The organism is Brevundimonas sp. PAMC22021 (assembly GCF_019443405.1).
Taxonomy (GTDB): domain Bacteria; phylum Pseudomonadota; class Alphaproteobacteria; order Caulobacterales; family Caulobacteraceae; genus Brevundimonas.
Window position 1 is genome coordinate 1534987 of sequence record NZ_CP080376.1, and the last position, 25570, is coordinate 1560556.

Here is a 25570-nt window from a genome sequence, read left to right on the forward strand (position 1 = left end):
GCCCTCTTAATTGCGCAACGCTAGGGTGAAACGGCTAAGACAGTCTGAACGAAGGATGGTTCGCGACCGCCGGTTGTCGAATCCTCCACAGGCGTGAGCGCCTGGATCGAAAGGGCGTGAATCGGGCCGGCCAGTTCGGCGCGGAGAAGGTCATTGACGGCCCGCTGGCGCGCCACGCGCGACTGGCCCGAAAAGGCGTCGGACACCACCACGATGTTGAAGTGGCTTTCGCCGCCGGGCTTGGCGTCCATGCCCCCTTCATGATGGTGGCCGGCGTGGCGCCAGCTGTCGTCCACGATCTCCAGCCGGATCGGAGACAGGCTTTGCTGCAGTTTTTCGCGGATAATCGCGGCGACGGGGCCTTCCGACATGATCGCTTCCTTGATGGCGTCCAATTCGCCCCTACACTTCGGCGGATGCCTGCTTCGTTTCAATACAAGCCGCGCTTCACCGACATTCGAGTGAAGCCGCCCAAGCCTGGTGAAAAGGTCGAGGACCCCGACGTCCTGCACCTGAAGCCGGGTGAAAAGCCGTGCCAGTGGCCCGACTGCCGCCGCGCGGCGACCGCGCGCGCGCCCAAGTCGCGTGAGCGGCTGAATGACTTTTACGAATTCTGCCAGCCGCACGCCGGCGAGTACAACAAGGGGTGGAACTTCTACGCCGGCATGACCGAAGGCGAGGTGCGCGCGGCTCAGGAAAACGAGGCCATGACCGGCGGGCGCCCGACCTGGGAGATGAAGGCCGGCAAATTCAGCCGCGAGGCCGCCGCCTTCGCCTCCAAGATGGGCACGAACAACACGCAAGGCTCGGGCTCCTGGCGCGACAGCTTCGGCCTGTTCGGCAGGAAGGGCGAGCAGACGCCGAACGCGCCGGGCGAGGACCGCAGGATCGGCAAGCTGGAACGCACAGCCCTGGCGGACCTGGACCTCGAGCCGGGCGCCGACAAGGCGGCGGTCAAGGCTCAATACCATGCGCTGCTGAAACGCTTTCATCCCGACACCAACGGCGGCGACCGGGGGGCCGAGGCCAAACTTCAGCGCGTGATCAAGGCCTGGAAGACGCTGAAGAAGGCGGGCCTCGCCTAACCCGCTGCACCCGTGGAGGCGGTCACCAGCGGTGCGGAGGGTTCGCGGAAGTAGCGGTCGATGCCGTCGGCCACCGCACGCATCATGCGGCGACGCTGGCGCTCGTTGGTCAGCAGGCGCTCGTCCTCGGGATTGGTGATAAAGCCCATCTCCAGCAGCACGGCCGGCACGTCGGGCGCCAACAGCACCGCCAGCCCCGCGTCGCGGTGGCTGCGGCGCAGCAGCGGATGCTCCACCGCCTCCAGGTGCGTCAGCAGCACCCGCGCGAACTGGGCCGAGCGGTTCTGGGTCGCGCGCTGGGTCATGTCCAGCAGGATGCGGTCGACCGATGGATCGCGGCCCGGCAGCCGCAACTCGCGATGCCAGTCGGCGTCGCGCGTGAACTCGCGCACCGCCCGCCCCGCGCCCTGTTCGGACAGAGTATAGACGCTGGCGCCGCGCAGGGCCGGGTCCGTGCCGGCGTCGGCATGCAGGGAGATGAACAGGTCGGCGTCGGCCTGGCGCGCGATCGACACCCGGCGGTAAAGATCCACATAGGCGTCGCCCGTCCGGGTCAGGCGCACGCGATAGCGGCCGGTCTTTTCCAATTCCGCCTTCAGCTGCTGGGCGGCCGCCAGGGTGACGGCGCTCTCCCTGGCGTGAACGCCGCTGGCGCCCGGATCTCGCCCGCCGTGGCCCGCGTCGATGACGATCATCGGCTTTTCAGCGCGGCGCGGCGCGGGCAGCGGCTGCGATGTCGGGCGCGCGGGCTCAGCGTTCGGCGCGCGCGCGCCTTTCGCCTTCACATCGATCACATAGCGATAGTGCCCCACGCCGTCGCCTGGCGGCAAAAGGAAGCGCCGCTCGATCTCGCCGTTCTTGGCCAGGTCCAGCTGAATGCGCGAAGCCCCGCCCTGGGCCCCGACGCGGTAGCTGCGGACCAGTCCAGAGCCGTCGCCCGTCGCGCCGCGCCCGGCGGAGACGTCGAGCAGCGACAGGATCACCTGCCCCTGCGCGCCATCCTCGATCACCCGCCCTTGCGTGGTGCGCTCCAGATCGATGACTACGCGCGTGCGCTGCCCGTCGCCGCCGAAGCGGACGCCCAGCACGTCGCCTTGCGCGCCCGCAGCCAGGCCCCGGCCCGCCAGCATCAGCAATCCGAGGCAGATGACCAAGAAGGCGAGCGCCGTCATAGCCCACTCTCGCAGGCCCCAGCGCGACAGATCCAGAAACACTCGACCGTTCATTCCGACGGCTTCACCCAACACCACTGACCGGCATAATGCCCGAACCTCGTTGGCGGGGGGTTAAGGCGGCTTTGGCAGTGGTCCTTTTAATTGCGCGTCATCGTGCTTATGCTTGGTTCCGTTCGCGAACCGATCGCGCCGCTCCCCGTCCGGGCGATGCCGGCGCGCCCTCCTCGCGGCGCTGTGTTTCACCACTCCGAGGACCGACCGGCTTAGCCGATGGTCCAAAGAACCGGTCCCGGATCGCCGCCGATCAGGCCGCGCCCGGTCCCAGGACAGACGACCTTTTATGGGCCTTTTCGCCTGCGATCCCCAACGGCTTGTTCAAGCCAGCGCCGCCTTTGGCGGCGGGATGACGCGCGCCCCGGCCCCCTTCCCCATTCGGCGAGCCGCCGCAGCCCCTGCCAGATCACTGGCCGGGCCGGCCCGAGCGCGCCAGAGAGAGACCCTTCATGTCAAAGACAATGCTGATCGATGCGGCGCACGCGGAAGAAACCCGCGTCGCCATCGTGGACGGACGCCAGGTTGAGGAGTTCGACTTCGAGTCGAAAACCAAGCGTCAGCTTCGCGGCAACATCTATCTCGCCAAGGTCACCCGCGTAGAGCCCAGCCTGCAGGCGGCCTTTGTTGAGTACGGCGGCAATCGCCACGGCTTCCTGGCCTTCAACGAAATCCACCCGGACTACTACCAGATCCCGGTCGCCGACCGCGAAGCCATCATGGCCGAGGCGCACGACGACGCCGACCATGCCGACGACCTGGGCCGCGAAAGCGACGAGGAGACCGATCCCGAAGCCGCCCTGGCCGAAGAAGAGCGGCTGAAGCGCCGGCTGATGCGCCGCTACAAGATTCAGGACGTCATCAAGCGCCGCCAGATTCTGCTGGTGCAGGTCGTCAAGGACGAGCGCGGCGGCAAGGGCGCGGCCCTGACCACCTGGCTGTCGCTGGCCGGCCGCTACTGCGTGTTGATGCCCAACACCGGCAAGGGCGGCGGCATCTCGCGCAAGATCACCAACACTTCCGACCGTCGCCGGCTGAAGGCGGCCGCCGCCGCGCTCGAAGTGCCCAAGGGCATGGGCCTGATCATCCGCACGGCGGGCGCCAAGCGGACCAAGGCCGAGATCAAGCGCGACTATCAATATCTGCTGCGGCTGTGGGAGACGATCCGCGAGACCACCCTCGCCTCCCACGCTCCGGCGATGATCTACGAGGAGGAGAACCTGGTCCGCCGCGCCGTGCGCGACATGTTCGACAAGGACTTCGACGGCATCCAGGTCGAAGGCGTGCAGGGCTTCAAGGAGGCGCGCGACTTCATGCGCGTGCTGATGCCGTCGCAGGCCAAGAAGGTGCACCTGTACCAGGGCTCGCGGCCGCTGTTCGCCTCCAACGGCATCGAGGACCTGCTGACGCAGATCCACCAACCTGTCGTGCCGCTGAAGTCCGGCGGCTATCTGGTGATCAACCAGACCGAGGCGCTGGTCGCCATCGACGTCAACTCGGGTCGCGCCACCAAGGAGCGCAACGTCGAGCAGACGGCCTTCAAGACCAACTGCGAGGCGGCGGTCGAGGCCGCGCGCCAGCTGCGCCTGCGCGACCTCGCCGGCCTGGTCGTGATCGACTTCATCGACATGGACGAGGGCCGCAACAACCGCACGGTCGAGAAGATCCTGAAGGACGCCCTGTCCGCCGATCGCGCACGCATCCAGATGGGCCGCATCTCGCCCTTCGGCCTGATGGAGATCAGCCGCCAGCGTCGTCGCCTGGGCGTGATCGAGGGCGCGACCGAGGCCTGCCCGCACTGCCAGGGCGCCGGCCGCATCCGCTCGGCGGAATCGGCCGCTCTGGTCGCCCTGCGCGGCGTGGACATCGAGGCCGGCAAGAACGGCGCGGGGGCGATCGTGCTGCGCCTGCCGACCGCGGTCGCCCTCTACATCCTGAACCACAAGCGCGAGTACCTTCAGAGCCTGCTGGAAATGCGCGGCCTGAACGTCGTGATCCAGATCGACGACAGCCTGGCCCAGGCCGAGCACGCCATCGAACGCACCGAGACCAACGAGGACTTCGTCGCGCCGGAGGCGGAAGTCATCGACCTGAACGACGGCTTCGACGACAGCGCCTTCGAGGATGAAGGCGACGACGAGGACGAGGAGATCGACGAGGACGAAGACGAGGACGAGCTGTCGCTCGACCGCGAGGATGAGGACGATGACGAGCCGCGCGAGCGCGCCGAGCGTCAGGACGAAGGTCGCGGCGGACGCCGTCGCCGGCGGCGTCGCGGTGGACGCCACGAGGTCGAAACCGTCGAAAGCGAGGACGACGCCGCGCCGGTCGAGGCTGGCGCCGAAGCCGATGGCGGCTTCGCCAACGACGACGAGGACGAAAGCGGTCGTCGCCGCAGGCGTGGTCGTCGCGGCGGGCGCCGCATCCGCGAGGACGGCGAGCGCGACGTGTTCGCCTGGGTGCGCGGCCGCACCCCGTCGCTGGACGATCCCTATGTCTGGTTCGACCCGCTGAACCCGGGCCGGGGCGCACCGCAATCGGCCTCGGAGGAGGAACAGCCCTCGCTGGCCGAGGTCCGTCAGGATGAAGCGGGCGACGAAGGACGCGGCGGACGCCGCCGTCGTCGTCGCGGTCGCGGCCGTGATCGCGGCGAACGCTCGGGCGGCGCAACCTATGACGCGACGACCGAAACCCAGGACGCCGACGATGCGGCGCCTTTGGCGGAGGCTTCTGTGGCGCAAACCGAGGCAGAGCCCGCGCCGGTGGCGATCCCTGCCGAACCGCAACGTCGTCGGGTGCGGCGCAGAAGCGCGGCTCAGGCCGCCTTCGAGCCGGCGCTGGAGCCGCTGGGCGAAGACGATCAGCCCGTCGCCGAAGCCGCGCCTGCGCTCGAAGCGCCGATGGCCGAAGCGGTCGAAGCGGTCGAAGCCGAGCAACCTGACGCCTTGGCTCCTGTCGAGCCGGCCGAGCCTACGGACATCGGCGAACCCGTTGTGCTGGACGTCACGCCCCAGGCGGCCGAGGCCGAGCGCATCGAGGCGGCCAATGAGCCGGAGCCGGTGGTGCTGAGCCAGGCGCCAACGCCTCACCGGCCGGAGATCGACGTGCAGGCGCTGATCTCGGAAGATCCGAACCAGATCGTCGCGCCGCCTGAAAAGCCCAAGCGCGGGTGGTGGCGCCGCTGAGCGCGGATCGCTAGATTGATCAACGACGGGCGGGGGCCCAGGCTTTGGAGCGCGCCATGAACTGGCTTCCCCGCCCTGCGTCCTGCCATCGGGCGCTGCGCCGCCTGACCGGCGCGGCGACGGCCCTAGTGGCGCTGGCCGTGGCGGGTCACGCCTCGGCGCAGAGCGTGATCCGCGACACCGAGATCGAAGGCGTCATCCGCGAGTGGTCGGATCCGGTGTTCGACGCCATGGGCCTGGTGCCGTCCGACGTCGAAGTGCTGCTGATCAACGACGCCGAGCTGAACGCCTTCGCCACGCGCGGCCGGATCATGGGGATCAACACCGGCCTGATCCTGCGCACAAAGACGCCCGGCGAACTGCTGGGCGTGATGGCGCACGAGGCGGGGCACATCAAGAACCGCCACACTCTGCGCGACGGGGCGCAGAACGCGGCCAAGCAGCCCTTCTTCATGACCATGGCGCTAGGCGCGTTGGCCATCGCGGCGGGACAGCCAGGGGCTGGGGCCGCCCTGATCGGCTCCAGCCAGTATTTCGGCACGCTGGACGCCCTGCGCTACATGCAAAGCCAGGAGGGCGAGGCCGACCTCACCGGCGCCCGCGCGCTGGAGGCGGCGGGTCAGTCGGGGCGCGGACTGGTCGAGTTCTTTGAAAACTTTCGTTCGCAGGAAGTCTTCTCCGACAGCCGCCGGTATCCCTATTTCCGCAGCCACCCCCTGTCGTCGCAGCGTATCGAGGCGCTGCGGCGCCCCGTCGAGGCAGCCGCCCACTACAACACCCCCGAAAGTCCCGAGCGCACTGCCCAGCACGCCCTGATCTTGGCCAAGATGCGCGCCTTCATGGACCAGCCGAACGCCACGCTGCGCGCCTATCCGGAGAGCGATGCGTCCCTGCCCGCCCGCTACGCCCGCGCCATCGCCTGGTACCGCGCCGGCCAGACGGACAAGGCGCTGTCGGCCGTGGACGCCCTGATCGCCGGCGATGTCTCCAACCCATACTACTGGGAGCTGAAGGGCCAGATCCTGTTCGAGGAGGGTCGCCCGGCCGACGCCATCGCCGCGCACGCCGAGTCCGTGCGTCTGAAGCCCGATGCGCCCTTGCTGCGCGTCAATCTGGGGCACGCGCTGATCGAGACGGGCGATGCGGGCAACATCGCCGAAGCCGTCAACCAGCTGAAGCGCGCCACGGTGGCCGAGCGCGACAACACCATGGCCTGGCGCCTGCTCGCCCAGGCCTACGCCGCCCAGGGCAAGGAGGGCGAGGCCCGACTGGCCTCGGCCGAGTATCATTTCGCCGCCGGGCAGGAAGAGCAGGCCACCCAGTTCGCCCTTCGCGCCCGCAGCATCCTGGATCCCGGCTCCATGGAGTGGCGTCGGGCCGTCGACATCGTGCTGGCGTCCGGCGCGACGCCTGATGACCTGAGCGACCTCGACCGGCGTGAGGCGCTGCGTCGTCCCGCCACCCTGAACTAGACGTCCAAAGAAGAGACCTGATGACCGACGACGCTCCCTCGCCCGCGCCTGCACCCTTGGCCGAAAGGAAGCGTCGCGGCTGGACGGGTCACGCCGCCCTGGCGGTGTCGCTGGCCGCGCTGGGCCTGGCGGCCTGGCCCTACGTCGCGCCGGACGCTTTTGGGGGCTGGACCGTGCATCGCTACATGGTCCGCCACCCCGAGGTGCTGCAGGAGGCGAGCGCCGCCCTGCAGCAGCGCGAGGAACAGGGTCGCGTCACGTCGATCAATCAGGCGGCGGCGACCAATCCGGGGCTGCTGGCGGTCGACGCCCGCGATCCGTCCTTTGGCCCGACCGACGCCCGCGTCACCGTCATCGAGTTCTTTGATTTCCGCTGCCCCGGCTGCAAGGCAGTCGCGCAGGACTATCGCGCGCTGATGGCGGCAAACCCCGACGTGCGTTTCGTCTTCAAGGACTGGCCGATCCTAGACCGCGGCGAGGACGTGACGTCGCAGTACGCCGCCCGAGCCGCCCTGGCCGCGCAGCAGCAGGGCAAATACCTGGCGGTGTACGACGCCCTGATGAACGAGCGCGCGCTAAGCGTCGAAGCCATCGACCGGATCCTTCAGGCCAACGGCGTCGACATGCCCCGCGCCAAGGCGGCCATCGCCTCGCCCGAGATGACCCGCCACATCGCCGACATCCACACGGCGGCGGCGGCGCTGGGTCTTCAGGGCACGCCCACCTTCTTCATCAACGGCAAGGCCAGCCCCGGCATCGACCCTCGCGAGGTCGGCCAGCTGATCGAGGCGTCGAAAGGCTAGATCAGACCGGCCAGCGGCGAGGACGGATCGGCGTACATGCGCCTCGGCATCCTCCCGGCCAGATAGGCGTCGCGGCCGGCGATCACGGCGTGCTTCATGGCGCGCGCCATACGGATCGGGTCCTTCGCGCCGGCGATGGCGGTGTTCATCAGAACGGCGTCGCAGCCCAGCTCCATCGCCCGCGTGGCGTCCGACGCCGTGCCGACGCCAGCGTCCACCAGCACCGGCACGCCGGCTTGTTCCACGATCAGGCGGATGTTGACCTCGTTCTGGATGCCCAGACCCGACCCGATCGGAGCCGCGGCCGGCATGATGGCGGAGGCGCCCGCCTCCTCCAGCCGCTTGGCCATGACCACGTCGTCGGTGCAGTAGACCATGACGTCGAAGCCGTCCTTGACCAGCATGTCGAGCGCGCGAAGCGTCTCCACCATATCTGGATAAAGGTGAGAGGTGTCTGACAGAACCTCCAGCTTCACCAGGTCCCAGCCGCCGGCCTCGCGCGCCAGGCGCAGGGTGCGCACCGCGTCTTCTCCGGTAAAACATCCGGCGGTGTTGGGCAGATAGGTGAAGCGGTCGGGCTTCACGTGATCCACCAACATGGGCTGGCTCGGATCTGACAGGTTCACGCGCCTCAGCGCCACCGTCACGATCTCGGCCCCGGCCGCCTCCGCCGCCGCCGCGTTCTGGGCGTAGTCGGCGTATTTGCCCGTCCCCACGATCAGGCGCGAAGAAAAGGTGCGGCCCGCGACGGACCAGGTGTCGGATGCGTTCTCGGTCATGGCCGTCACCTAATCCTCTATGCGAGCCGGCGAAAGGCCGAGAGGCGTCACGACGCGTTGCGGGTATCTGGCGGACGAACTAAACTAACCGGACTTAGTTCACGGGATTCAGCCATGCAGACCGTCAACATCCATGAAGCCAAGACCCACCTGTCCCGCCTCGTCGACCGGGCGGCCAAAGGCGAGTCCTTCATCATCGCCAAGGCCGGCAAGCCGATGGTCAAGGTCACGCCGATCGAGGAAGCTCCTCAGAAGGCGATCCAGAGGATCGGCTTCATGGAAGGCGAGTTCACGGTGCCCGACGACTTCGACACCATGTTTCAGGAAGAAATCGAAGCCATGTTCTATGGCGACGAGGAAAATGACGCTCAAGCCAGCCGATGAAGCTGCTGATCGACACTCATCTTTTGCTTTGGGCCGCCGGTGAGCCGGCGCGCGTGCCTTCGCGCGCGCAGGACCTGATCAACGATCCCCGAAATACGCCGATGTTCAGCGTGGTCAGCCTGATGGAGGTCTCGATAAAGGCGGCGCGGTCACGACCGGACTTCCAGGTCGATGCTCGCCGTCTACGATCGATGTTGCTGGCGGCTGGATATGAAGAAGTGCCCGTTCTTGGCGATCACGCTGTAGCCGTCGGACCTCTTGAGCCGATCCACAAAGACCCGTTCGATCGACTGCTTCTTGCTCAAGCGATCGCCGAGCGAGCCACCCTCCTGACCTCTGACGCGATCTTGGCCCGCTATGAGGGTCCGATCCTCAAGGTCTGAGCCCCCTCACCCGCCACCGACGAACTGGACCAGTTCGATGCGGTCGCCTTCGGCCAATGTCGTCGAGGCATGCAGCGACCGGGGAACGATCTCCAGATTTCGCTCCACGGCCACCTTGCGGGGGTCGAGCGACAACTCCTCGACCAGGGTCAGGATGGTGGAGGCGACGATCTCGCGCTGATCGCCGTTGACTTGAATGCGCATGACGTTAGGTCAACCCGTTCAAAGGCGGCGCGCTTTGATCCGCGCCGCGCCTTCCGCTAAAAGGCCGCTCCATCACAGCGGTTCGTCCCGCCCGGAGCCGATGCCCGATCTTCCCGTCATCTATGTGCTGAACGGCCCCAATCTCAACCTCCTTGGTGAGAGAGAGCCGCACATCTATGGGCGCGAGACCCTGTCGGACATCGAGGCGCGCTGCGTCGGCGCGGCTGGAGGTGAAGCGAATATCGTCTTTCGCCAGACGAATCACGAGGGCGTGCTGGTCGACTGGATCCAGGAAGCGCGGACACAGGCCCAGGCGCTGTTGATCAATCCGGCGGCCTACGGCCACACCTCGGTCGCTCTGCACGACGCGCTGAAGGCGCTGTCGATCCCGGTGATCGAGTTGCACCTTTCCAATCCGGCGACGCGCGAAGCGTTTCGCCATCGTTCGTTTGTCTCCTCGGCTGCGACCGGGGTCATCGCGGGGCTGGGCGCGCGGGGTTATGCGCTGGCGATCCAGGCCGCGCTCGATATCATTCGGGAACGCGCCTGAGGCGCTTCCGTTGGCACAACAAGACCAAAGAAAAGGCGAAACCGACATGGCCGATGACACGCTGAACGCCGGGAGCGAGATCGACGCGGAGCTGGTGCGCCAGCTGGCGGACATCCTGAACGACACCTCGCTGACCGAAATCGAGGTCGAGCGCGGCGATCTGAAGATCCGCGTCGCGCGCAAGGTCAGCGCCGCCGCGGCCCCCGTGCAATACGCCGCCATGCCCGCGCCGCTCGCCGCGCCCGTTGCGCCTGCCGCGGCTCCGGCCGCCATGACCAGCGATCCGGCCACCATCATCGCGCGCGCCGGCGAAGAGGTGAAATCGCCGATGGTGGGCACCGCCTATCTGCAACCCGCGCCGGAGGCGCCCGCCTTTGTGCAGCCGGGCGACAAGGTCAAGAAGGGCCAGACCCTGCTGATCGTCGAGGCCATGAAGACCATGAACCCGATCCAGGCCCCCCGCGACGGCGTGGTGGCGGACGTGCTGGTCGGCGACGGTCAGCCCGTCGAGTTCGGCGAGCCGCTCGTCCTGCTCGAGGCCTGATCCCGTGTTTACAAAGGTTCTGATCGCCAACCGCGGCGAGATCGCGCTGCGGATTCATCGCGCGTGCAAGGAGATGGGTATCTCCACCGTCGCCGTGCACTCGGAAGCCGATCGCGGCGCCATGTGGGTGCGCCTGGCCGACGAAAGCGTCTGCATCGGCCCGGCGCAAGCGGCCAAGTCGTACCTGAACATCCCGTCGATCATCGCGGCGGCCGAGATCACGGGCGCGCAGGCTGTGCACCCCGGCTACGGCTTCTTGTCCGAGAACGCCCGCTTCGCCGAGATCGTCGAGGCTCACGGCATGAGCTTCATCGGCCCTCGCCCCGAGCACATCCGCATCATGGGCGACAAGATCACCGCCAAGCAGACCGCCAAGGATGCAGGCATTCCTGTCGTTCCCGGCTCTGACGGCGAGGTCGAGACGGTCGAGGCCGCGGTCGAAGCCTCCAAGTCGATCGGCTTTCCCCTGATCGTCAAGGCCGCGGCGGGCGGTGGCGGACGCGGCATGAAGGTCGCGATGACCGCCGACGATCTGGTCGAGGCCGTCCAGACGGCCCAGTCCGAGGCCAAGGCCGCCTTCGGCAACGGCGCCGTCTATATGGAGCGCTATCTCCAAAAGCCGCGCCACATCGAGATCCAGGTCATCGCCGACAGCCACGGCAATGTGGTGCACCTGGGCGAGCGCGACTGCTCGCTGCAGCGCCGTCACCAGAAGGTGTTGGAAGAGGCCCCTTCCCCCGCCCTCGACGCCGCCGGGCGCGATCGAATCGGCAAGATCGTCGTCGATGCGATCAAGGCCATCGGCTACCTCGGCGTCGGCACCATCGAGTTCCTGTGGGAGGATGGCGAGTTCTTCTTTATCGAGATGAACACCCGCCTGCAGGTCGAGCATCCGGTCACCGAGGCCATCACCGGGGTCGACCTGGTGCGCGAACAGGTGCGGATCGCGGCGGGCCTGCCGCTGTCCTTCACCCAGGACGACATCCACTTCGACGGTCACTCCATCGAGGTGCGCGTCAACGCCGAGAACCCGGAGACCTTCACCCCGTCGCCGGGCATGGTCAACGAGTTCCACGCGCCCGGAGGCTTGGGGGTGCGGCTCGATAGCGCCATCTACGCCGGCTATTCGATCCCGCCCTACTACGACAGCCTGATCGGCAAGCTGATCGTCCACGGCCGCGACCGCGAAGAGGCGGTGGCGCGGCTGAAGCGAGCGCTCGGGGAAATGGTCGTCGGCGGCATCGACACGACCATCCCGCTGTTCCAACGCCTGTTGGTCGAGCCGGACATCCTGTCCGGCGACTACGACATCCATTGGCTGGAGAAGTGGGCCAAGCGTCAGAAGGGCGACGCCGCTTAGGCGCGGCCGCCATGGCCGAGCCGGAGTTCAGCGCCAGCAGCTTCTCCTCCGGCTTCGGCCCCGAGGCGCTGCTGGCCTGCTACGCCCGCGGCGTCTTCCCGATGGCCGAAGCGCGCGACGACCCGCGCGTCTTCATCGTCGAGCCGGATCAACGGGGCGTGATCCCGCTGGACGCCTTTCACATCCCCTCCCGCCTGCGCCGCACGGTGCGCACAGAGCCGTTCGACATCCGCGTGAACACGGCCTTCGAGGCGGTGCTGGACGGTTGTGCGGCGTCACAGGGGCCCGACCGCCAGGACACCTGGATCAACGGCCCGATCCGCCGCCTTTATGGCGAGCTGTTCGCGCGCGGCTTTGTGCATTCGGTCGAGTGCTGGCGCGAGGAGCGGTTGGTCGGCGGCCTGTACGGCGTGTCGCTGGGCGGCGCCTTCTTCGGCGAGAGCATGTTCAGCCGCGAGCGCGACGCCTCCAAGGTCGCTCTGGTGCATCTGGTCGCGCGCCTGAACGCCGGCGGCTGGACCCTGCTGGACGCCCAGTTCCTGACCGATCACCTCAGCCAGTTCGGCGCGGTCGAGACCCCTCAGGCCGCCTATCTCCGCCGTTTGAAGCCGGCGCTGACCGTCCAGCCTGATCAAGGCGCGCTGACCCGCTCCATGAGCGGCTCGGAAGCCGTGCACCGGGCGGCGCCGACCGCCTGAAGGTCTGTCCGGACACGATCTCGGGGCGTCCGGACACGTCTCAACTGGCCATTGCTCCAAAGCCGGCTTGGTGGTCGCATGACCCAGATCGCACCTGCTCCCGCTCGCACGCGCCGCGCCTTCTGGCGCGACGTGGCTGACATCATCGCAACCCTCGCCGTCGCCATGCTTCTGGCTGCGGGGCTCCGCACCGTGGCCTTTCAGCCGTTCACAATCCCCTCGTCGTCGATGGAGCCGGGCCTGGTGACCGGCGACTACATCGTGGTTTCCAAGTTCGCCTATGGCTGGAGCACCGCGTCGCTGCCCGGCGGGTCACCGACTGCCGGCGGTCGACGCCTCTTTGGTCGGGATCCGGCGCGTGGAGACGTGGTGGTGTTTCGTCGCCCGCACGATCCGGGGGAGGTCTGGGTCAAGCGCGTCATCGGCCTACCCGGAGACGAGGTGCGAGTCCGCAACGGCGTCGTTCTCGTCAACGGCCAACCGCTGGAGCGGACGCCTTTGCGGATGACGCGCGACCATGACGCTCCCGAACGCGTCGTGATGGAGGTGGAGGAAGAGGCGTCCACCGGCCGGCGCTATGTCACCTATGACGAGGGCCCCGGCATGGCGGGCGACGACACGGATGCATTTCGCGTACCCGCCGGCCACTATTTCATGATGGGCGACAACCGCGACAACTCGCTGGACAGCCGCTGGCCGCGCGAGATCGGCGTGGGCCTCCTGCCGGCCGAGAACATCGTGGGTCGGGCGGCGGTGGTGCTCGCCTCTTGGCGCGCCGGCGCGTCCTTGTGGAAGCCATGGACCTGGCTGAACCTGCAGCCAGATCGTTTTCTGCTTCCGATCCGCTAGCGGGCGCGGAACTCCCGCAGGCTCAGCCGGCCATCCTGATCGCGATCCAGCCGATGGAACGCCGCAGCGTCGGCGGCCATGCTCTCCGCCAGTGACGGCGCGGCGACCGCACCCAGCGCCAACCCGGCCGTCGCCGCGATCAACAAGGGTCTCCAGGCGATCCTGGCGCGATTGCTCCTTGAGGCCCCGATCTCACGATCGATGAAGTCGCGAATGGCGTCGCTGGCCGTGCGGCCTTCGTCCCGGCAGCGCGCCATGAAAGCCGTCTTGGTCGTATACGAAAGGCGAACCTCGAGGCTTTCGCTCTTCTTGGGCGGCTTGGAACGCTGCACGGCCTGCCTCCTCAATCCTTGCAGGCCACGACCCAGGCGTCGTAATTCGGGTGCTGAAGGCCGCTGACAGCTGGCGACGAGGCGAACATCCAGCCGCGGAACACCTCGCGCGGCGGCTGGGGCTGGGTCGTGCCTCGGGGCTGGACCGAGACATCGACATAGGCGATCGCGTCCTCGGTCAGTTCGTCGGGCGTGGAGACCTCGCAGGCGCTGACGTTGAAGATCAGATTGCGGGCGAAACGGACGGGTCGGCCTCCGACCTGCACCTCGAACCGCATCGATTCGGCCGTGACCTTGTCGATGGCCTGGATCACGGCGACCTTGTGCCGCTGACGCTTGGCTGGGGCGGCAGGCTGCTCGATGGGCTTTTCGGCGGCCGTGGTCTTGGTCGGCGCCGGAGCGACCGGCTCTGCCGCTTCCTCGACGATCACCACCGGCGGGGGAACCGTGATCGGCACGGGCGCGGCCGGCGCGGGCTGCCCTGCCGGCGCTCCCTCGACCGGCGGTGACGGCGGCGTGGCGCGAAGGACGTCGCCGATCGGGTCCTGCGAGGGACGGGCGTCACGCGGCGCGTCCTGTAGCGCGCTGGCCGTCACGCCGCCGGCGGTCAGCAACGCCGCCGCCGCCAGGCCCATCGCCAATCGTCCGCCGAGACGCGCCATTCTCTTACTCGGGAGTCCAGGCCTGGTAATCGCCGGTGGCGGCCGGGCGCTTGCCTTCGTTCGCCAGCGAGCCGGGCGGGCGCCAGGCCAGCGGCGTGCCGGTCAGGTTCGGCAGGTGGTCCTTTTCCCAGCTGCGGCGCGGCAGCGGCTGCACCGTCGGCGGCTCGGCGAAGGTGTAATGAAGCCAGCCGTACCAGTCGGCTGACACCTTGGACGCCTCGGCATAGCCGTTGTAGGTCACCCACCGCCGGCGGCGACCGTCATAGCTGATGTTGTCGCGGCTCTCGTAATAGCGATTGCCGTTCTCGTCGGCGCCGACCAGTCGGCCCCGCTTGGCGATGGTGAACAGGGTGCCGATCGTGGCTCCGTTCCACCAGCCGAAAATCTTGCTCAACACGTCAACCCAACCCACGCCAGTCCGGCCGCATCGGAGGGTCCGGCGGCTGCGCGATCATAGAAACGCCCGCACGCTTCGTCCAGCATTCAGCGGGCGGTGCAGGCTTCTTAACTGAGAGGCGGGTAGGCTGGCGCGCGGCTTGCATGCAGCCCGCGCCGAACCGGAGCCCACGCCGTCATGAAACGCCTCCTTGTCGCCCTGGCCCTTCTGGCCGCCGCCACGCCTGCCTTGGCCCAGAATGCCGGTCAGATCGCCAGCGTGCGGCGGGGCGCAAACTGCGGCGGTTGCAACCTGTTCCAGGGTGACTTCTCGGGGCTGGAGCGGCGCGGTCTCAACCTTTCCGGCGCACGCCTGCGTCAGGCGGATCTCAGCCTGTCGGTGATGAACCGGACCCGCTTCTCCAACGCCGACCTGCGCGACGTGGAGGCTTACGGCGGCGTCTTCTCCGGCTCGAACTTCTCGCGCGCCGACCTGACCAACGCCAGCTTCGTCGGCGCCTATCTGGAGGGCGCCAACTTCTCGGGGGCGCAACTGTCGGGGACCAACCTCTCCGGCGCTGGCCTGGCCCGCGCGACCGGCCTGACCCAGGCCCAACTGAACCGCGCCTGTGGCGACGCCTCGACGGTTCTGCCGCGCGGATTGCGCATCCCCGCCTGCTGAGCGTCTCCTTCGTTACCGCGATTTAAGTAGGTTCATCAGGCGCTTCGGCGCATGAAGAGAGGGTGGAACAGATCGCCAATCCCCTCTTTCGTCGCCTCTCTGTCGCGCTCGCCGCGGCCAGCTTGACGCTTGCGGCGGCCCCGGCGTCCGCCGGCGTCGAACTGTTGCTGCAAGACCGAGACGTGGCGCGGTCGGTGTCGCTGGGCGGATCGTGCAATCGCTGTGAGCTGTCGGGCCGCAACCTGACGGGCGCGACCTTTACCGGCGCCACCTTCATCAGCGCCACCCTGGTGGGATCGGATTTGCGCGGCGCCGAACTGGTGGGGTCCAACTTCACCGGCAGCGACTTCACCCGCGCCAATCTGCGCGGCGTCGAGATCCTGGGGGCCAACTTTGCGGAGGCGAACTTCACCAACGCCTCGCTGGCCGGGGCGGAGGCCCAAGGGTCCTCGTTCGTGCGGTCCAACCTGTCGCGCGCCGATCTGTCGGGCGCCGAACTGCACGGCGTGAACTTCAACGGCGCGACGCTCAGCGGCGCCAATCTCAGCGGCAGCGCGCTGTTCGGCGCCACCCTGGCCAATGTGAAGGCGGCGGGCGCGAACTTCGCCAATGCTCAGGTCAACGCCTCGAACCTGGCGTCGGGCGACTTCACCGGCGCCTCGTTCCGCGATGCGGAGCTGACGGCGGCGCGCCTGACCGGCGGCCGCTTCGACCGGGCGGACTTTTCCGATGCGGAGATGCGACGCACCGACATTCGCGGCGTGGACCTGTCCGGCGCTCGCGGCCTTACCCAGGGGCAGGTGTCGCTGGCCTGCGGTGACGCCACAACCCGTCTGCCCGGTCGCCTGACCGCTCAGGCCTGTCGCGGCGTTATTCGCGTGATCCGCACGCCTCCCGCGCCGCCTGCTCCGCCCATTCCGCCACGCCAGCGCAATCTGGTTCTGGTCTCCGAATAGTCTCCTCCCCATCAAGGATGGGGAGGAGATCAGCGGTCAGACCTTGATCGGCGGAGCGGTGCGGATGTGCAGTTCCTTCATCTGCTTGTCCTGAACCGGCGAAGGCGCGCTCATCAGCAGGTCCTCGCCCTGCTGGTTCAGCGGGAAGGCGATGACTTCGCGGATGGCCTGCTGGCCGGCCAGCAGCATGACGATGCGGTCGATGCCGGGCGCGAGGCCCCCGTGCGGCGGCGCGCCATAGCGGAAGGCGTTCAGCATGCCGCCGAACTGGTCCTCGACCACCGAGGCGTCATAGCCGGCGATCTCGAACGCCTTCAGCATGATCTCGGCCTTGTGGTTCCGGATCGCGCCCGAGCACAGCTCATAGCCGTTGCAGACGATGTCGTACTGATAGGCGAGGATATCCAACGGATCCCTGGTGTTCAGCGCCTCCAGCTCGCCCTGCGGCATCGAGAAGGGGTTGTGGCTGAAATCGACCTTCTTTTCCTCGTCCGACCATTCGAACATCGGGAAGTCGACAATCCAGCAGAAGCGGAACTGGTCCTCATCGAGCAGCTTCAGCTCGGTCCCGACGCGGGTTCGCGCGCTGCCTGCGAACTTGTAGAAGCTGTCCGGATCGCCGGCGACAAAGAAGGCGGCGTCGCCCTGCCCGAGGCCCAGCGCTGTCATCAGGGCGTCGGTCGGCTCGCCCAGGTTCTTGGCGATCGGCCCGCCCCAGGCGCCCTGGTCGTCGGACCAGAAGATGTAGCCGAGCCCTGGCTGGCCCTCGCCCTGCGCCCAGGAGTTCATGCGGTCGCAGAACGCGCGCGAGCCGCCGGTCGGCGCCGGGATGGCCCAGACGCGGTTCTTCGGATCGGCCGCCAATATCTTGTTGAACAGGCCGAACCCGCCGTCGCGGAAGTGATCCGACACGTCCTGCATCTCGATCGGATTGCGCAGGTCCGGCTTGTCCGAGCCGTATTTGGCGATCGATTCCCGGTAGGGGATGCGTTGGAACGGATAGGCGTCGACGCGCTTGCCCTCGCCGAATTCCTCGAACACGCCGTGCATCACCGGCTCGATGGCGGCGAAGACGTCTTCCTGCGTGACAAAGCTCATCTCGACATCGAGCTGATAGAACTCCAGCGACCGGTCGGCGCGCAGATCCTCGTCGCGGAAGCAGGGCGCGATCTGGAAGTAACGGTCGAAACCCGACACCATCAGCAGTTGCTTGAACTGCTGCGGCGCCTGCGGCAGCGCATAGAACTTCTCGGGATGAAGGCGGCTGGGCACCAGGAAGTCGCGGGCGCCTTCCGGCGACGACGCCGTCAGGATCGGCGTCTGATACTCCAGAAAGCCCTGCTGGAACATGCGGTTGCGGATCGACTGGATCACGCGCGAGCGCAGCACAATGTTCCGGTGCAGGGTCTCGCGCCGCAGATCGAGATAGCGGTGCTTGAGGCGGATCTCTTCGGGATATTCCGGCTCGCCGAAGACCGGCAGCGGCAGCTCGGCGGCCTCTGACAGCACCTCGACCGCCTGCACCCGCACCTCGACCTCGCCGGTCGGCAGGTTGGCGTTGATGGTCGCCCCTTCGCGCAGCACGACCTCGCCGTCGATCCGGATCACGCTCTCGGCCCGGACACGCTCCACCCGCTCGAAGCCCGGCGTCTCCGGGTGCAGCACCAGCTGGGTCAGGCCATAGTGGTCGCGCAGGTCGATGAACAGCAGGCCGCCGTGATCGCGCTTCCTGTGCACCCATCCGGACAGGCGAACCGAGGAGCCGGCGTCGGAGGCGCGCAGCGCGCCGCAGGTGTGAGAGCGATAGGCGTGCATGAAGATCGTCTTGTCGGGGCCGCAGGAGCGGCGAAATGGAACGGCGTAGGGCGCATCATCGCCCCGGAAAGTCAAGGTTGGGGCCTTGCCACGGCGGCTGCACGGTCGCAGCCTCAAACCCTTCCTCAAGGACGCCCCGATGCACCTTTCACGTCTTGCCGGCGTGCTCATTTGTCTAGTTGCCCTCGCCTGGCGACCGGCGGCGGCTGCCGAGAGCGGTCTTGCCGGCGCCTGGGCATGGAAGGTCGAGGGTGAGACGATCTTCATTCTCAGGCTCGACACCGATCCAGGCGCAGGCGGATCGACAGAGGGACCAAGCTCGATGAGCCTCACCTCGGCGGCAGGAGGGGTCCAGCTATCTGAGCTTCAGATGCCTGTCGTCCATCGCACTCTCCAGTTCATAAGGGCGACGGGTGCCGGCGCCCTGTACCGCACCGTGACCGACGATCCGAGCCAAAGCAGTGAATACGAAGTCCGGCGCGAAGCCGATGGATCTACCGCCTTGGTGCTGGTGGGCTCCCCTCTTCCGCCACTGCCGCTGCAACGCGTGCCGTCAGATGTAACGGTCGGTCCGTGGGACCCGGCGCGAACCTACAGCTACACTCCGCCTTCCCTTCAGGATAACGCCGAGCTCCGGGCGCTCTTCGATGCTGACCAAGCGGCTCGACACGTCGAGGACATCGACTGGACAGTGGTGTCGGCTCATGACGCCGAGCGCCGCGCCCAGATGCGCGGTATGCTGGATCGAGGCGAGGTTCGAAGCGGGTCTGATTACAGAAGAGCCGCCTTCATCTTCCAACACGGCGGAAAGCCGGAAGATTATCTCCTCGCGCACGCGCTTGCCGACGCCGCTGTCGCGCTTGGGCAGGTCGACGCTGCATGGATCGCCGCCGCCACCCTCGACCGCTACCTTCAATCCATCGCGAAGCCGCAAATCTACGGGACCCAGTTTGTTCGCAGGAACGAAGACGTCGGCTTCTCTCAAGGAGATCTCGACAGGAACCTATTGCCGGAGGCAGTGCGGTCCGCAGCGGGCGTTCCGACGTTAGAGGCGCAGGAAGATCAACTGCGTATGATGAACGAGCAAGCCGCCGCCACGCCTTCCGGGTGACCGCGGGTTTTCGACCTAAGAACCTCTACCGAGATCGCCATGTTCGTTGTCATCCTGCGCTACCTGAAACCCATCGAGGCGGTGGAGGCGAAAACGGCCGAGCATAGGGCATGGCTGGAGCAGCATGTGCAGAGCGGACTGCTGGTCGCCACCGGCCCCATGGTTCCAAGGACCGGAGGCGTGCTGCTGGCGCGCGGCGGAGGCACGCGGGAGGCGCTGGTCGCCCTGCTCCGTGACGACCCCTTCCAGGTCCACGGCATCGCGGACTACGAGGTGATCGAGTTCGCGCCCGGCAAGTATCATCCCGCTATGGCCGAGTTTCTTTGAGGATCATCCACAGGCGGCGGCGACGCTCCCCGGAACCAACAGGAACCGAACGGCGCGCGGGGACTTGGCGCGTGCTATTGATCCGGCCATGCCTGCCGACGGCGCTCTGAACATCCCGGCCGGAGAGCAGCTGCGGCTGCCGCTCGAGCGACATGGCGCGTCCGAGGCCTTTGTGGTGTCCGCCAGCAACGAGGCCGCCGTTCGCCTGCTGGAGCGGTGGCCGGACGGCGCGGGGGCGGTTCTGGCGCTGCATGGACCGGCGGGCTCGGGCAAGAGCCGGCTGGCGGAAATCTGGGCCGAACGGGTCGGCGCCGTCGCCTTGCATGGCGCCGAGGCCGGGCTGATCGATCCACGCGAAATCGAGGGACGGCCGCTGCTGCTCGATCGGGCCCAGGATGCGGATGACGAGAGCCTGTTTCACCTGATCAACCTGGCGGTCTCGACGGGGGCGCCGCTGCTGCTCGCCTCGCGCAGCGCGCCGCGTGGATGGGCGACCGCCCTGCCCGACCTGCGCTCGCGCCTGGACGCCATGCGCACCGTGGGGCTGGAGGCGCCGGATGACGCGGTGCTGGCGGCCATTCTGCGGACGCGCTTCGCCGAGCGCAGCATCGCGCCGGCGCCGGAGGTGATCGACTATCTGGTGCGGCGGCTGGATAGGTCGGCCGAGGCCGCCGCAGCCGCCGTCGAGCGACTGGATGCCCGACACCGGCCGGTGACGCGGGTTCTGGCCCGCGAAGTGCTGGACGAGCTGCAGGCCGAGGGCGGCTGAAGGCGGCAAATCGCCTCTCTGCGCTTGCGACCGTCACACGGGCGCGCGACATACGATCCATGACCGACGCCGCCATTCACGACGCCACCCGAGGTCAGGAGGTGCCCGCCTCGCGCGCCCCGCAGCTGGCGCTAAGCGAAGAGCTGATGGCCTCGCCCGAGCGGTTCTTCAATCGCGAAACCTCGTGGCTGGCGTTCAACGAGCGCGTGCTGGAAGAGGCCGCCAATCCGCTGCACCCGCTGCTGGAGCGGCTGCGGTTCCTGTCGATCTCGGCCAACAATCTGGACGAGTTCTTCATGACGCGCGTGGCCGGCCTGAAGGGCCAGTTGCGCGAGCGGGTGCGCGTGCTATCGGCTGACGGACTGTCGCCGGCCGAGCAACTCGAGCGGATCAACATCGCCGCCGGCCAGCTGATGGCCGAGCAGCAGGTGCGCTGGCGCCAGTTGCGGCGCGAACTGGCCGAGTGCGGCATCGAGGTGGTCAGCGGCGGACGCCTGACCAAGACAGAACGCGATCGGCTTGAACCCGAGTTCCTGAACCAGCTGTTCGCCATCCTCACCCCACTGGCGATCGATCCGGCGCACCCGTTCCCCTTCCTGCCCAACCTCGGTTTCTCTCTGGCGTTGAAGCTGAGGCGCAAGGGCGAGACCCGCACCTTCTACGCCCTGGTTCCGGTGCCGACCCAGGTGCGGCGGTTCTGGGCGCTGTCGGTCGATGGACGGTCGGCGAAGGGCCGCCAGCGATTCGTCTCACTGGAAGACGTGCTGGTCCTGTTCATCGATCACCTGTTTCCCGGCTGCGAAGTGCTGGAGAAGGGCGTGCTGCGCCTGATCCGCGATTCGGACATCGAGATCGAGGAAGAGGCCGAGGACCTGGTGCTGGAGTTCGAGGAGGCGCTGAAACAGCGGCGTCTGGGCTCGGTGGTGCGGGTCAAGATCGAAGCCTCAATGCCGCCCGATCTGCGCGACTTCATTGTCGAGGAACTTCAGGCCGCGCCGCAGGACGTGGTGCTGGTGGACGGCATGCTGGGGCTGGCGCAGCTGGGCGAACTGATCCCCCCTGATCGGCCCGAGCTGAAGTTCAAAGGCTACGAACCCCGCTATCCCGAGCGCGTGCGCGACAACGGCGGCGACATTTTTGCGTCGGTGCGGGAAAAGGACATGCTGATCCACCACCCGTTCGAGAGCTTCGACGTGGTGGTGCAGTTCCTGCGCCAGGCGGCGCGCGACCCCAACGTCCTGGCAATCAAGCAGACGCTCTACCGCACCTCCAAGGACAGTCCCATCGTCGCGGCGCTGATCGAGGCGGCCGAGAACGGCAAGAACGTCACCGCTCTGGTCGAGCTGAAGGCTCGCTTTGACGAGGAGGCCAATCTGCGCTGGGCCCGCGCCATGGAGCGCGCGGGCGTCCACGTCGTCTTCGGCTTCGTCGAGTACAAGACCCACGCCAAGCTGAGCGTCGTCGTGCGCCGCGAGGGCGAAGGCCTGAAGACCTACTGCCACTTCGGCACCGGCAACTACCATCCGGTGACGGCCAAGATCTACACCGACCTGTCGCTGTTCAGCTCCGATCCCGTGCTGGGGCGGGACGCCAGCCGGGTGTTCAACTACATCACCGGCTATGCGACGCCGGACGAGCTGGAGGCGCTGGTTGTCTCGCCGCTGAACATGAAGTCCACGCTGATCGAGTTGATCGGCAAGGAGATGTCGGCCGCCGCCATGGGCAAGCCGGCCGCCATCTGGGTCAAGCTGAACTCGCTGGTGGACCCCGAGATCATCGACGCCCTGTACCGCGCCAGCCAGTGGGGCGTGCGCATCGACCTGGTGGTGCGCGGCATCTGCTGCCTGCGCCCCGGCGTCCCCGGCCTTTCGGAGAACATCCGGGTCAAGTCCATCGTCGGCCGCTTCCTGGAGCACAGCCGGATCGTCGCCTTCGCCAACGGCCAGGACCTGCCGAGCGACAAGGCCAAGGTCTTCATCTCCTCGGCCGACTGGATGCCGCGCAATCTGGACAGGCGCGTCGAGTTGATGACGCCGATCCGGAACGCAACGGTGCACGATCAGGTTCTGGACCAGATCATGGTCGCCAACCTCAAGGACGATGCGCAGAGCTGGGTGCTGGACGCCGCCGGACGCTACACGCGCGTCCAGCCGGTCGATCCGGAACGGCCCTTCTCGGCGCACAAATATTTCATGACCAATCCCAGCCTGTCCGGTCGCGGCCGCAAGGTGAAGACCCGTCCCGAAGAGCTGCGGCTCGAGCGGCCGGCTCGCTGATGGCCGATCTGCCCGCGCCGCGCGACATCGCGGCCATCGATATCGGATCGAACTCCGTCCGCCTGGTGCTCTACCGGCTGGAAGGTCGCGCGATCTGGACGGTTTTCAACGAGAAGGTGCTGGCGGGCCTCGGCCGCGACCTGCCCGTCACCGGTCGGCTGTCGGCGGAGGGCCTGCCGATGGCGATGACGGCGCTGCGCCGTTTCGCCGCCGTGCTTGAGGGGGTCCGGCCGGAGAAAACCCTGATCGCCGCCACCGCCGCCGTGCGCGAGGCTGCGGACGGCCCCGAGTTCTGCGAACGCGTCGCCGCCGAGACGGGACTGAAGATCCGCGTCCTGTCCGGCGAGGAAGAGGCGCGCTATGCGGCGCTGGGCGTGCTGGCCGGCGCCCCGCGCGCGCATGGCGTTTCCGCCGACATGGGCGGCGCCAGCCTGGAACTGACGCGCCTCAACGGCCACGGCGTAGAAGGGGGCGTAACCCTGCCGCTCGGTCCTTTCGCGCTGGCGGACGGCAAACCGTTCGACGCGGCCCGAATTCGGGCTCGGATCGACGAACGGTTGTCGACTGTGGCCGACGAGTTCCGCGCCGAACGCCTGTACGCGGTTGGCGGCGCCTGGCGCACTTTGGCCCAGGTGCAGATGCGGTTGAAGGACTATCCGCTTCATGTCGTGCACCAGTACGAGATGACAGCCGACGAGGCGCTGGAAGCCGCGCAGATGGTGGCGCAGCAGTCCAGGCAGCTTCTGGAACGACAGCCGGGCGTATCGAGAAAGCGGGCCGAGACCCTGCCCTACGCCGGTCTGGTGCTGGAGGGCCTGATCCGGCATCTGGGTCTTCGCACCATCGAGGTCTCGGCCTGGGGCGTGCGCGAAGGTCTGCTGTTCGAGCAGTTGGACGCGCCGGAAAAGGCCGCCGATCCGCTGCTGGCCGGCTGCGCAGCGCTGGGTGGGCGGCAAGGCATCTCTCCTGCTCTGCCGGGCGCCTTGAACGGCTGGATTTCCGGCATCGTGGCCGTCCTGCCGCCCGCATTCGGCGCCGAGCGCGACCGGGTGCTGACCGACGCAGCCTGTCGCCTGGCCGACCTCGGCGCGCGGCTGCACCCGGACCACAGGCTGGAGCTGGTGTTCGACCAGGTTCTGCGCGCCCCGGTGCCGGGACAGAGCCACGCCGAACGGGCCTTTCTGGCGGTCGCAGTCAACGCCCGCTACGGCGGCCCGGCCGCCACGCCCGAGCCCCAGACCATCGCACGCCTGCTGGACGAGCGGTCGGCGCGGCGCGCCCGCGCGCTGGGACTGGCGATCCGTCTGGCCTGCGACCTGTCGGGTCGTTCGCCGCAACTGCTGGCCAACGCCAGCGCGACCGTCGGCGACGACGCTCTGCGCCTCCAGGCGCGTCAAGGCTACGCCGACGTGCTGCTGGGCGAACAAACCCGCAAGCGCGCCAAGGCTCTGGCTGAGGCGATGGGCCTGGAACTCAGCATCTGAACCGCTCTCCGCCCCATCGCAGATGGGGAGGAGAGTTCTCGGGTCAGCCCTCGATCTCGACCACCTCGACGCGGGCGCCGTTGAGCACCAGCGCGATCTCGCCGCGCTTCAGTTTCAGGGCATCCTCGCCGAACAGCTGACGGCGCCAGCCCTTCATTGCCTCGACGTCGGCTGCGTCGCTGAGCGCGATCTTCTCCAGGTCTGAGACGGTGGCGATCAGCTTGGAGGCGACGCCCGCATTGTCGCTCTTGGCCTTCAGCAGCACCTTGAGCAGTTCGACCACCGAAGGCGGCGCGGGCTGGTTGTGAGCGGGCCGATCCATCTTGGGCGCATGCGCCTCCGGATCGGCCAGGACGCGCTTCAGTTCCTCTGACAGTTCCAGCCCCAGGCGCGAGCCGCCGAATCCCTTGGGCACCGAACGCAGACGGTTGAACGCCTCGGGGTCGGTCGGCGCCTGCTGGGCGATCTCGTCGACGCCTTCGTCTTTCAGGATGCGGCCGCGCGGCTGGTCGCGCTCCTGCGCCGCACGCTCGCGCCACACAGCCACGGCCTTGAAGGCCGCCAGGTATTTGGCCGAGTACTTCTTGGGCCGCAGCCGCTTCCAGGCGTTCTCGGGATCGGTGTCATAGAGCGCCGGATCGGTCAGCCCCTCCATCTCCGACATGACCCAATCCAGCCGGGCTTCCTTGTGCAGGCGGTCACGCAGCTTGGGATACAGGGCTGCCAGGTGCGTCACGTCGCCCAGCGCATAGGTCAGCTGACTGTCCGACAGCGGCCGGCGCGCCCAGTCGGTGAAGCGGCTGCCCTTGTCCAGATCGATCTTCAGCGTCTGGCGCACCAGCGAATCATAGGCCACCTGCTCGCCGAATCCCGCCGCCATGGCCGCCACCTGGGTGTCGAACAGCGGCCGCGGCATGGCGCCGAGACGCACGAAGATCTCCACGTCCTGGCGGCAGGCGTGGAAGACCTTGACGATGTTCGGGTCGCGCAGAATGTCCAGGAACGGTTCCAGATCGAGCCCGTCGGCCATCGGATCGATGATGCCGGCGTGTTCGGTCGAGGCCGCCTGGATCAGGCACAGCTTGGGCCAATAGGTCGTCTCGCGCATGAACTCGGTGTCCACCGCGACAAAGGGAGCGGCGGACAGGCGGGCGCAGAACTCGGCCAGCGCCTCATTGGTGGTGATCGGCGTCATTCCGGTGCTATAGCGCGGCGCGACCGCATTGTGGCAAGACGCCGCCACAGTTTTCCGCCTTCCG

At 67.7% G+C, this 25570-nt stretch carries 27 protein-coding genes; 18 read left to right on the plus strand and 9 right to left on the minus strand.

Going from position 1 to position 25570, the window contains the following annotated elements:
* Positions 1–20: 20 nt before the first annotated feature.
* Entirely contained in the window at positions 21–371 is a 351-nt protein-coding gene (locus KY493_RS07415; RefSeq protein WP_219895762.1) for a BolA family transcriptional regulator, read from the minus strand.
* 45 nt (positions 372–416) lie between these two features.
* Between KY493_RS07415 and KY493_RS07420 the strand changes: the two genes are divergently transcribed.
* Positions 417–1085: a J domain-containing protein gene (locus KY493_RS07420; protein ID WP_219895763.1), complete on the plus strand. Its 669-nt coding sequence runs from the start codon at positions 417–419 to the stop codon at positions 1083–1085.
* On the opposite strand, the gene KY493_RS07425 is transcribed toward KY493_RS07420, so the two are convergent.
* Positions 1082–2311, minus strand: a complete 1230-nt coding sequence (locus tag KY493_RS07425) for an N-acetylmuramoyl-L-alanine amidase (RefSeq protein ID WP_255567827.1) — start codon at positions 2309–2311, stop codon at positions 1082–1084. The two genes, KY493_RS07420 and KY493_RS07425, sit on opposite strands and share 4 nt — an antisense overlap.
* Positions 2312–2763: 452 nt before the next feature.
* On the opposite strand from KY493_RS07425, the gene KY493_RS07430 reads away from it, so the two are divergent.
* The 3 genes from KY493_RS07430 to KY493_RS07440 are packed head-to-tail and all read left to right on the plus strand — an operon-like array spanning position 2764 to position 7771.
* Positions 2764–5496 carry a ribonuclease E/G gene (locus KY493_RS07430; RefSeq protein ID WP_219895764.1) on the plus strand — a complete coding sequence of 911 codons (2733 nt, stop codon included), beginning with the start codon at positions 2764–2766 and terminating at the stop codon, positions 5494–5496.
* Positions 5497–5552: 56 nt separating this feature from the next.
* Positions 5553–6968: a M48 family metalloprotease gene (locus KY493_RS07435; protein ID WP_219895765.1), complete on the plus strand. Its 1416-nt coding sequence runs from the start codon at positions 5553–5555 to the stop codon at positions 6966–6968.
* A gap of 20 nt (positions 6969–6988) precedes the next feature.
* Positions 6989–7771, plus strand: coding sequence for a thioredoxin domain-containing protein (locus KY493_RS07440; RefSeq protein WP_219895766.1), 783 nt, complete (start codon positions 6989–6991; stop codon positions 7769–7771).
* Here the strand turns inward: KY493_RS07440 and KY493_RS07445 are convergent.
* Positions 7768–8550, minus strand: a complete 783-nt coding sequence (locus tag KY493_RS07445; RefSeq protein ID WP_219895767.1) for a HisA/HisF-related TIM barrel protein — start codon at positions 8548–8550, stop codon at positions 7768–7770. The genes KY493_RS07440 and KY493_RS07445 overlap by 4 nt on opposite strands.
* Before the next feature lie 114 nt (positions 8551–8664).
* Here KY493_RS07445 and KY493_RS07450 point away from each other — a divergent pair, with 114 nt between their 5' ends.
* Positions 8665–8934 carry a type II toxin-antitoxin system Phd/YefM family antitoxin gene (locus KY493_RS07450; protein WP_219895768.1) on the plus strand — a complete coding sequence of 90 codons (270 nt, stop codon included), beginning with the start codon at positions 8665–8667 and terminating at the stop codon, positions 8932–8934.
* Positions 8931–9317 carry a type II toxin-antitoxin system VapC family toxin gene (locus KY493_RS07455; RefSeq protein ID WP_219895769.1) on the plus strand — a complete coding sequence of 129 codons (387 nt, stop codon included), beginning with the start codon at positions 8931–8933 and terminating at the stop codon, positions 9315–9317. The genes KY493_RS07450 and KY493_RS07455 overlap by 4 nt, the downstream gene beginning before the upstream one ends.
* A 6-nt stretch (positions 9318–9323) precedes the next feature.
* Here KY493_RS07455 and thiS read toward each other — a convergent pair whose 3' ends face one another.
* Positions 9324–9521 (minus strand): sulfur carrier protein ThiS, encoded by a 198-nt coding sequence (gene thiS, locus KY493_RS07460; RefSeq protein WP_219895770.1) that lies wholly within the window; start codon positions 9519–9521, stop codon positions 9324–9326.
* A 100-nt stretch (positions 9522–9621) separates the two neighbouring features.
* Between thiS and aroQ the strand changes: the two genes are divergently transcribed.
* The 5 genes from aroQ to lepB all read left to right on the plus strand — a co-directional run bounded on the left by aroQ (position 9622) and on the right by lepB (position 13522).
* Entirely contained in the window at positions 9622–10071 is a 450-nt protein-coding gene (gene aroQ, locus KY493_RS07465) for a type II 3-dehydroquinate dehydratase (RefSeq protein ID WP_219898420.1), read from the plus strand.
* Between the two features lie 46 nt (positions 10072–10117).
* Positions 10118–10615 carry an acetyl-CoA carboxylase biotin carboxyl carrier protein gene (gene accB, locus KY493_RS07470; protein WP_219895771.1) on the plus strand — a complete coding sequence of 166 codons (498 nt, stop codon included), beginning with the start codon at positions 10118–10120 and terminating at the stop codon, positions 10613–10615.
* Positions 10616–10619: 4 nt separating this feature from the next.
* Complete coding sequence (gene accC / locus KY493_RS07475; protein WP_219895772.1) at positions 10620–11975, plus strand: acetyl-CoA carboxylase biotin carboxylase subunit; 1356 nt, start codon at positions 10620–10622, stop codon at positions 11973–11975.
* A gap of 11 nt (positions 11976–11986) precedes the next feature.
* The gene (gene aat / locus KY493_RS07480; protein ID WP_219895773.1) at positions 11987–12673 is read left to right on the plus strand and encodes a leucyl/phenylalanyl-tRNA--protein transferase; all 687 of its coding nucleotides are present in this window, start codon (positions 11987–11989) and stop codon (positions 12671–12673) included.
* 78 nt (positions 12674–12751) lie between these two features.
* Positions 12752–13522, plus strand: coding sequence for a signal peptidase I (lepB, locus tag KY493_RS07485; RefSeq protein ID WP_219895774.1), 771 nt, complete (start codon positions 12752–12754; stop codon positions 13520–13522).
* Here lepB and KY493_RS07490 read toward each other — a convergent pair.
* From KY493_RS07490 to KY493_RS07500, 3 genes are read right to left on the minus strand one after another with little or no spacing between them, the layout of a single operon-like run.
* Positions 13519–13854 (minus strand): hypothetical protein, encoded by a 336-nt coding sequence (locus KY493_RS07490; RefSeq protein ID WP_219895775.1) that lies wholly within the window; start codon positions 13852–13854, stop codon positions 13519–13521. The two genes, lepB and KY493_RS07490, sit on opposite strands and share 4 nt — an antisense overlap.
* An 11-nt stretch (positions 13855–13865) precedes the next feature.
* Positions 13866–14516, minus strand: a complete 651-nt coding sequence (locus KY493_RS07495; RefSeq protein WP_219895776.1) for a DUF2155 domain-containing protein — start codon at positions 14514–14516, stop codon at positions 13866–13868.
* Positions 14517–14520: 4 nt separating this feature from the next.
* Complete coding sequence (locus KY493_RS07500) at positions 14521–14913, minus strand: NADH:ubiquinone oxidoreductase subunit NDUFA12 (protein WP_219895777.1); 393 nt, start codon at positions 14911–14913, stop codon at positions 14521–14523.
* A gap of 177 nt (positions 14914–15090) precedes the next feature.
* On the opposite strand from KY493_RS07500, the gene KY493_RS07505 reads away from it, so the two are divergent.
* Both KY493_RS07505 and KY493_RS07510 read left to right on the plus strand, forming a co-directional pair.
* Positions 15091–15573, plus strand: a complete 483-nt coding sequence (locus KY493_RS07505) for a pentapeptide repeat-containing protein (protein WP_219895778.1) — start codon at positions 15091–15093, stop codon at positions 15571–15573.
* A 62-nt stretch (positions 15574–15635) separates the two neighbouring features.
* Complete coding sequence (locus tag KY493_RS07510) at positions 15636–16529, plus strand: pentapeptide repeat-containing protein (protein ID WP_219895779.1); 894 nt, start codon at positions 15636–15638, stop codon at positions 16527–16529.
* Between the two features lie 36 nt (positions 16530–16565).
* On the opposite strand, the gene aspS is transcribed toward KY493_RS07510, so the two are convergent.
* A complete protein-coding gene (aspS, locus tag KY493_RS07515; RefSeq protein WP_219898422.1) occupies positions 16566–18344 on the minus strand; it encodes an aspartate--tRNA ligase in 1779 nt (592 codons plus the stop codon).
* A 139-nt stretch (positions 18345–18483) separates the two neighbouring features.
* Here aspS and KY493_RS07520 point away from each other — a divergent pair, with 139 nt between their 5' ends.
* The 5 genes from KY493_RS07520 (at position 18484) to KY493_RS07540 (ending at position 24311) form a co-directional block, all read left to right on the plus strand.
* Entirely contained in the window at positions 18484–19455 is a 972-nt protein-coding gene (locus KY493_RS07520) for a hypothetical protein (protein ID WP_219895780.1), read from the plus strand.
* Between the two features lie 39 nt (positions 19456–19494).
* Complete coding sequence (locus KY493_RS07525) at positions 19495–19782, plus strand: YciI family protein (protein WP_219895781.1); 288 nt, start codon at positions 19495–19497, stop codon at positions 19780–19782.
* Positions 19783–19870: 88 nt separating this feature from the next.
* On the plus strand, positions 19871–20551 hold the full coding sequence (locus KY493_RS07530; protein WP_219895782.1) for a DnaA ATPase domain-containing protein: 681 nt from the start codon (positions 19871–19873) through the stop codon (positions 20549–20551).
* Positions 20552–20610: 59 nt separating this feature from the next.
* Positions 20611–22827: an RNA degradosome polyphosphate kinase gene (locus KY493_RS07535; RefSeq protein ID WP_219895783.1), complete on the plus strand. Its 2217-nt coding sequence runs from the start codon at positions 20611–20613 to the stop codon at positions 22825–22827.
* The gene (locus KY493_RS07540) at positions 22827–24311 is read left to right on the plus strand and encodes a Ppx/GppA phosphatase family protein (protein WP_219895784.1); all 1485 of its coding nucleotides are present in this window, start codon (positions 22827–22829) and stop codon (positions 24309–24311) included. The genes KY493_RS07535 and KY493_RS07540 overlap by 1 nt, the downstream gene beginning before the upstream one ends.
* A gap of 43 nt (positions 24312–24354) precedes the next feature.
* Here KY493_RS07540 and rnd read toward each other — a convergent pair whose 3' ends face one another.
* Positions 24355–25506, minus strand: a complete 1152-nt coding sequence (gene rnd / locus KY493_RS07545; RefSeq protein WP_219898424.1) for a ribonuclease D — start codon at positions 25504–25506, stop codon at positions 24355–24357.
* Positions 25507–25570 lie beyond the last annotated feature (64 nt).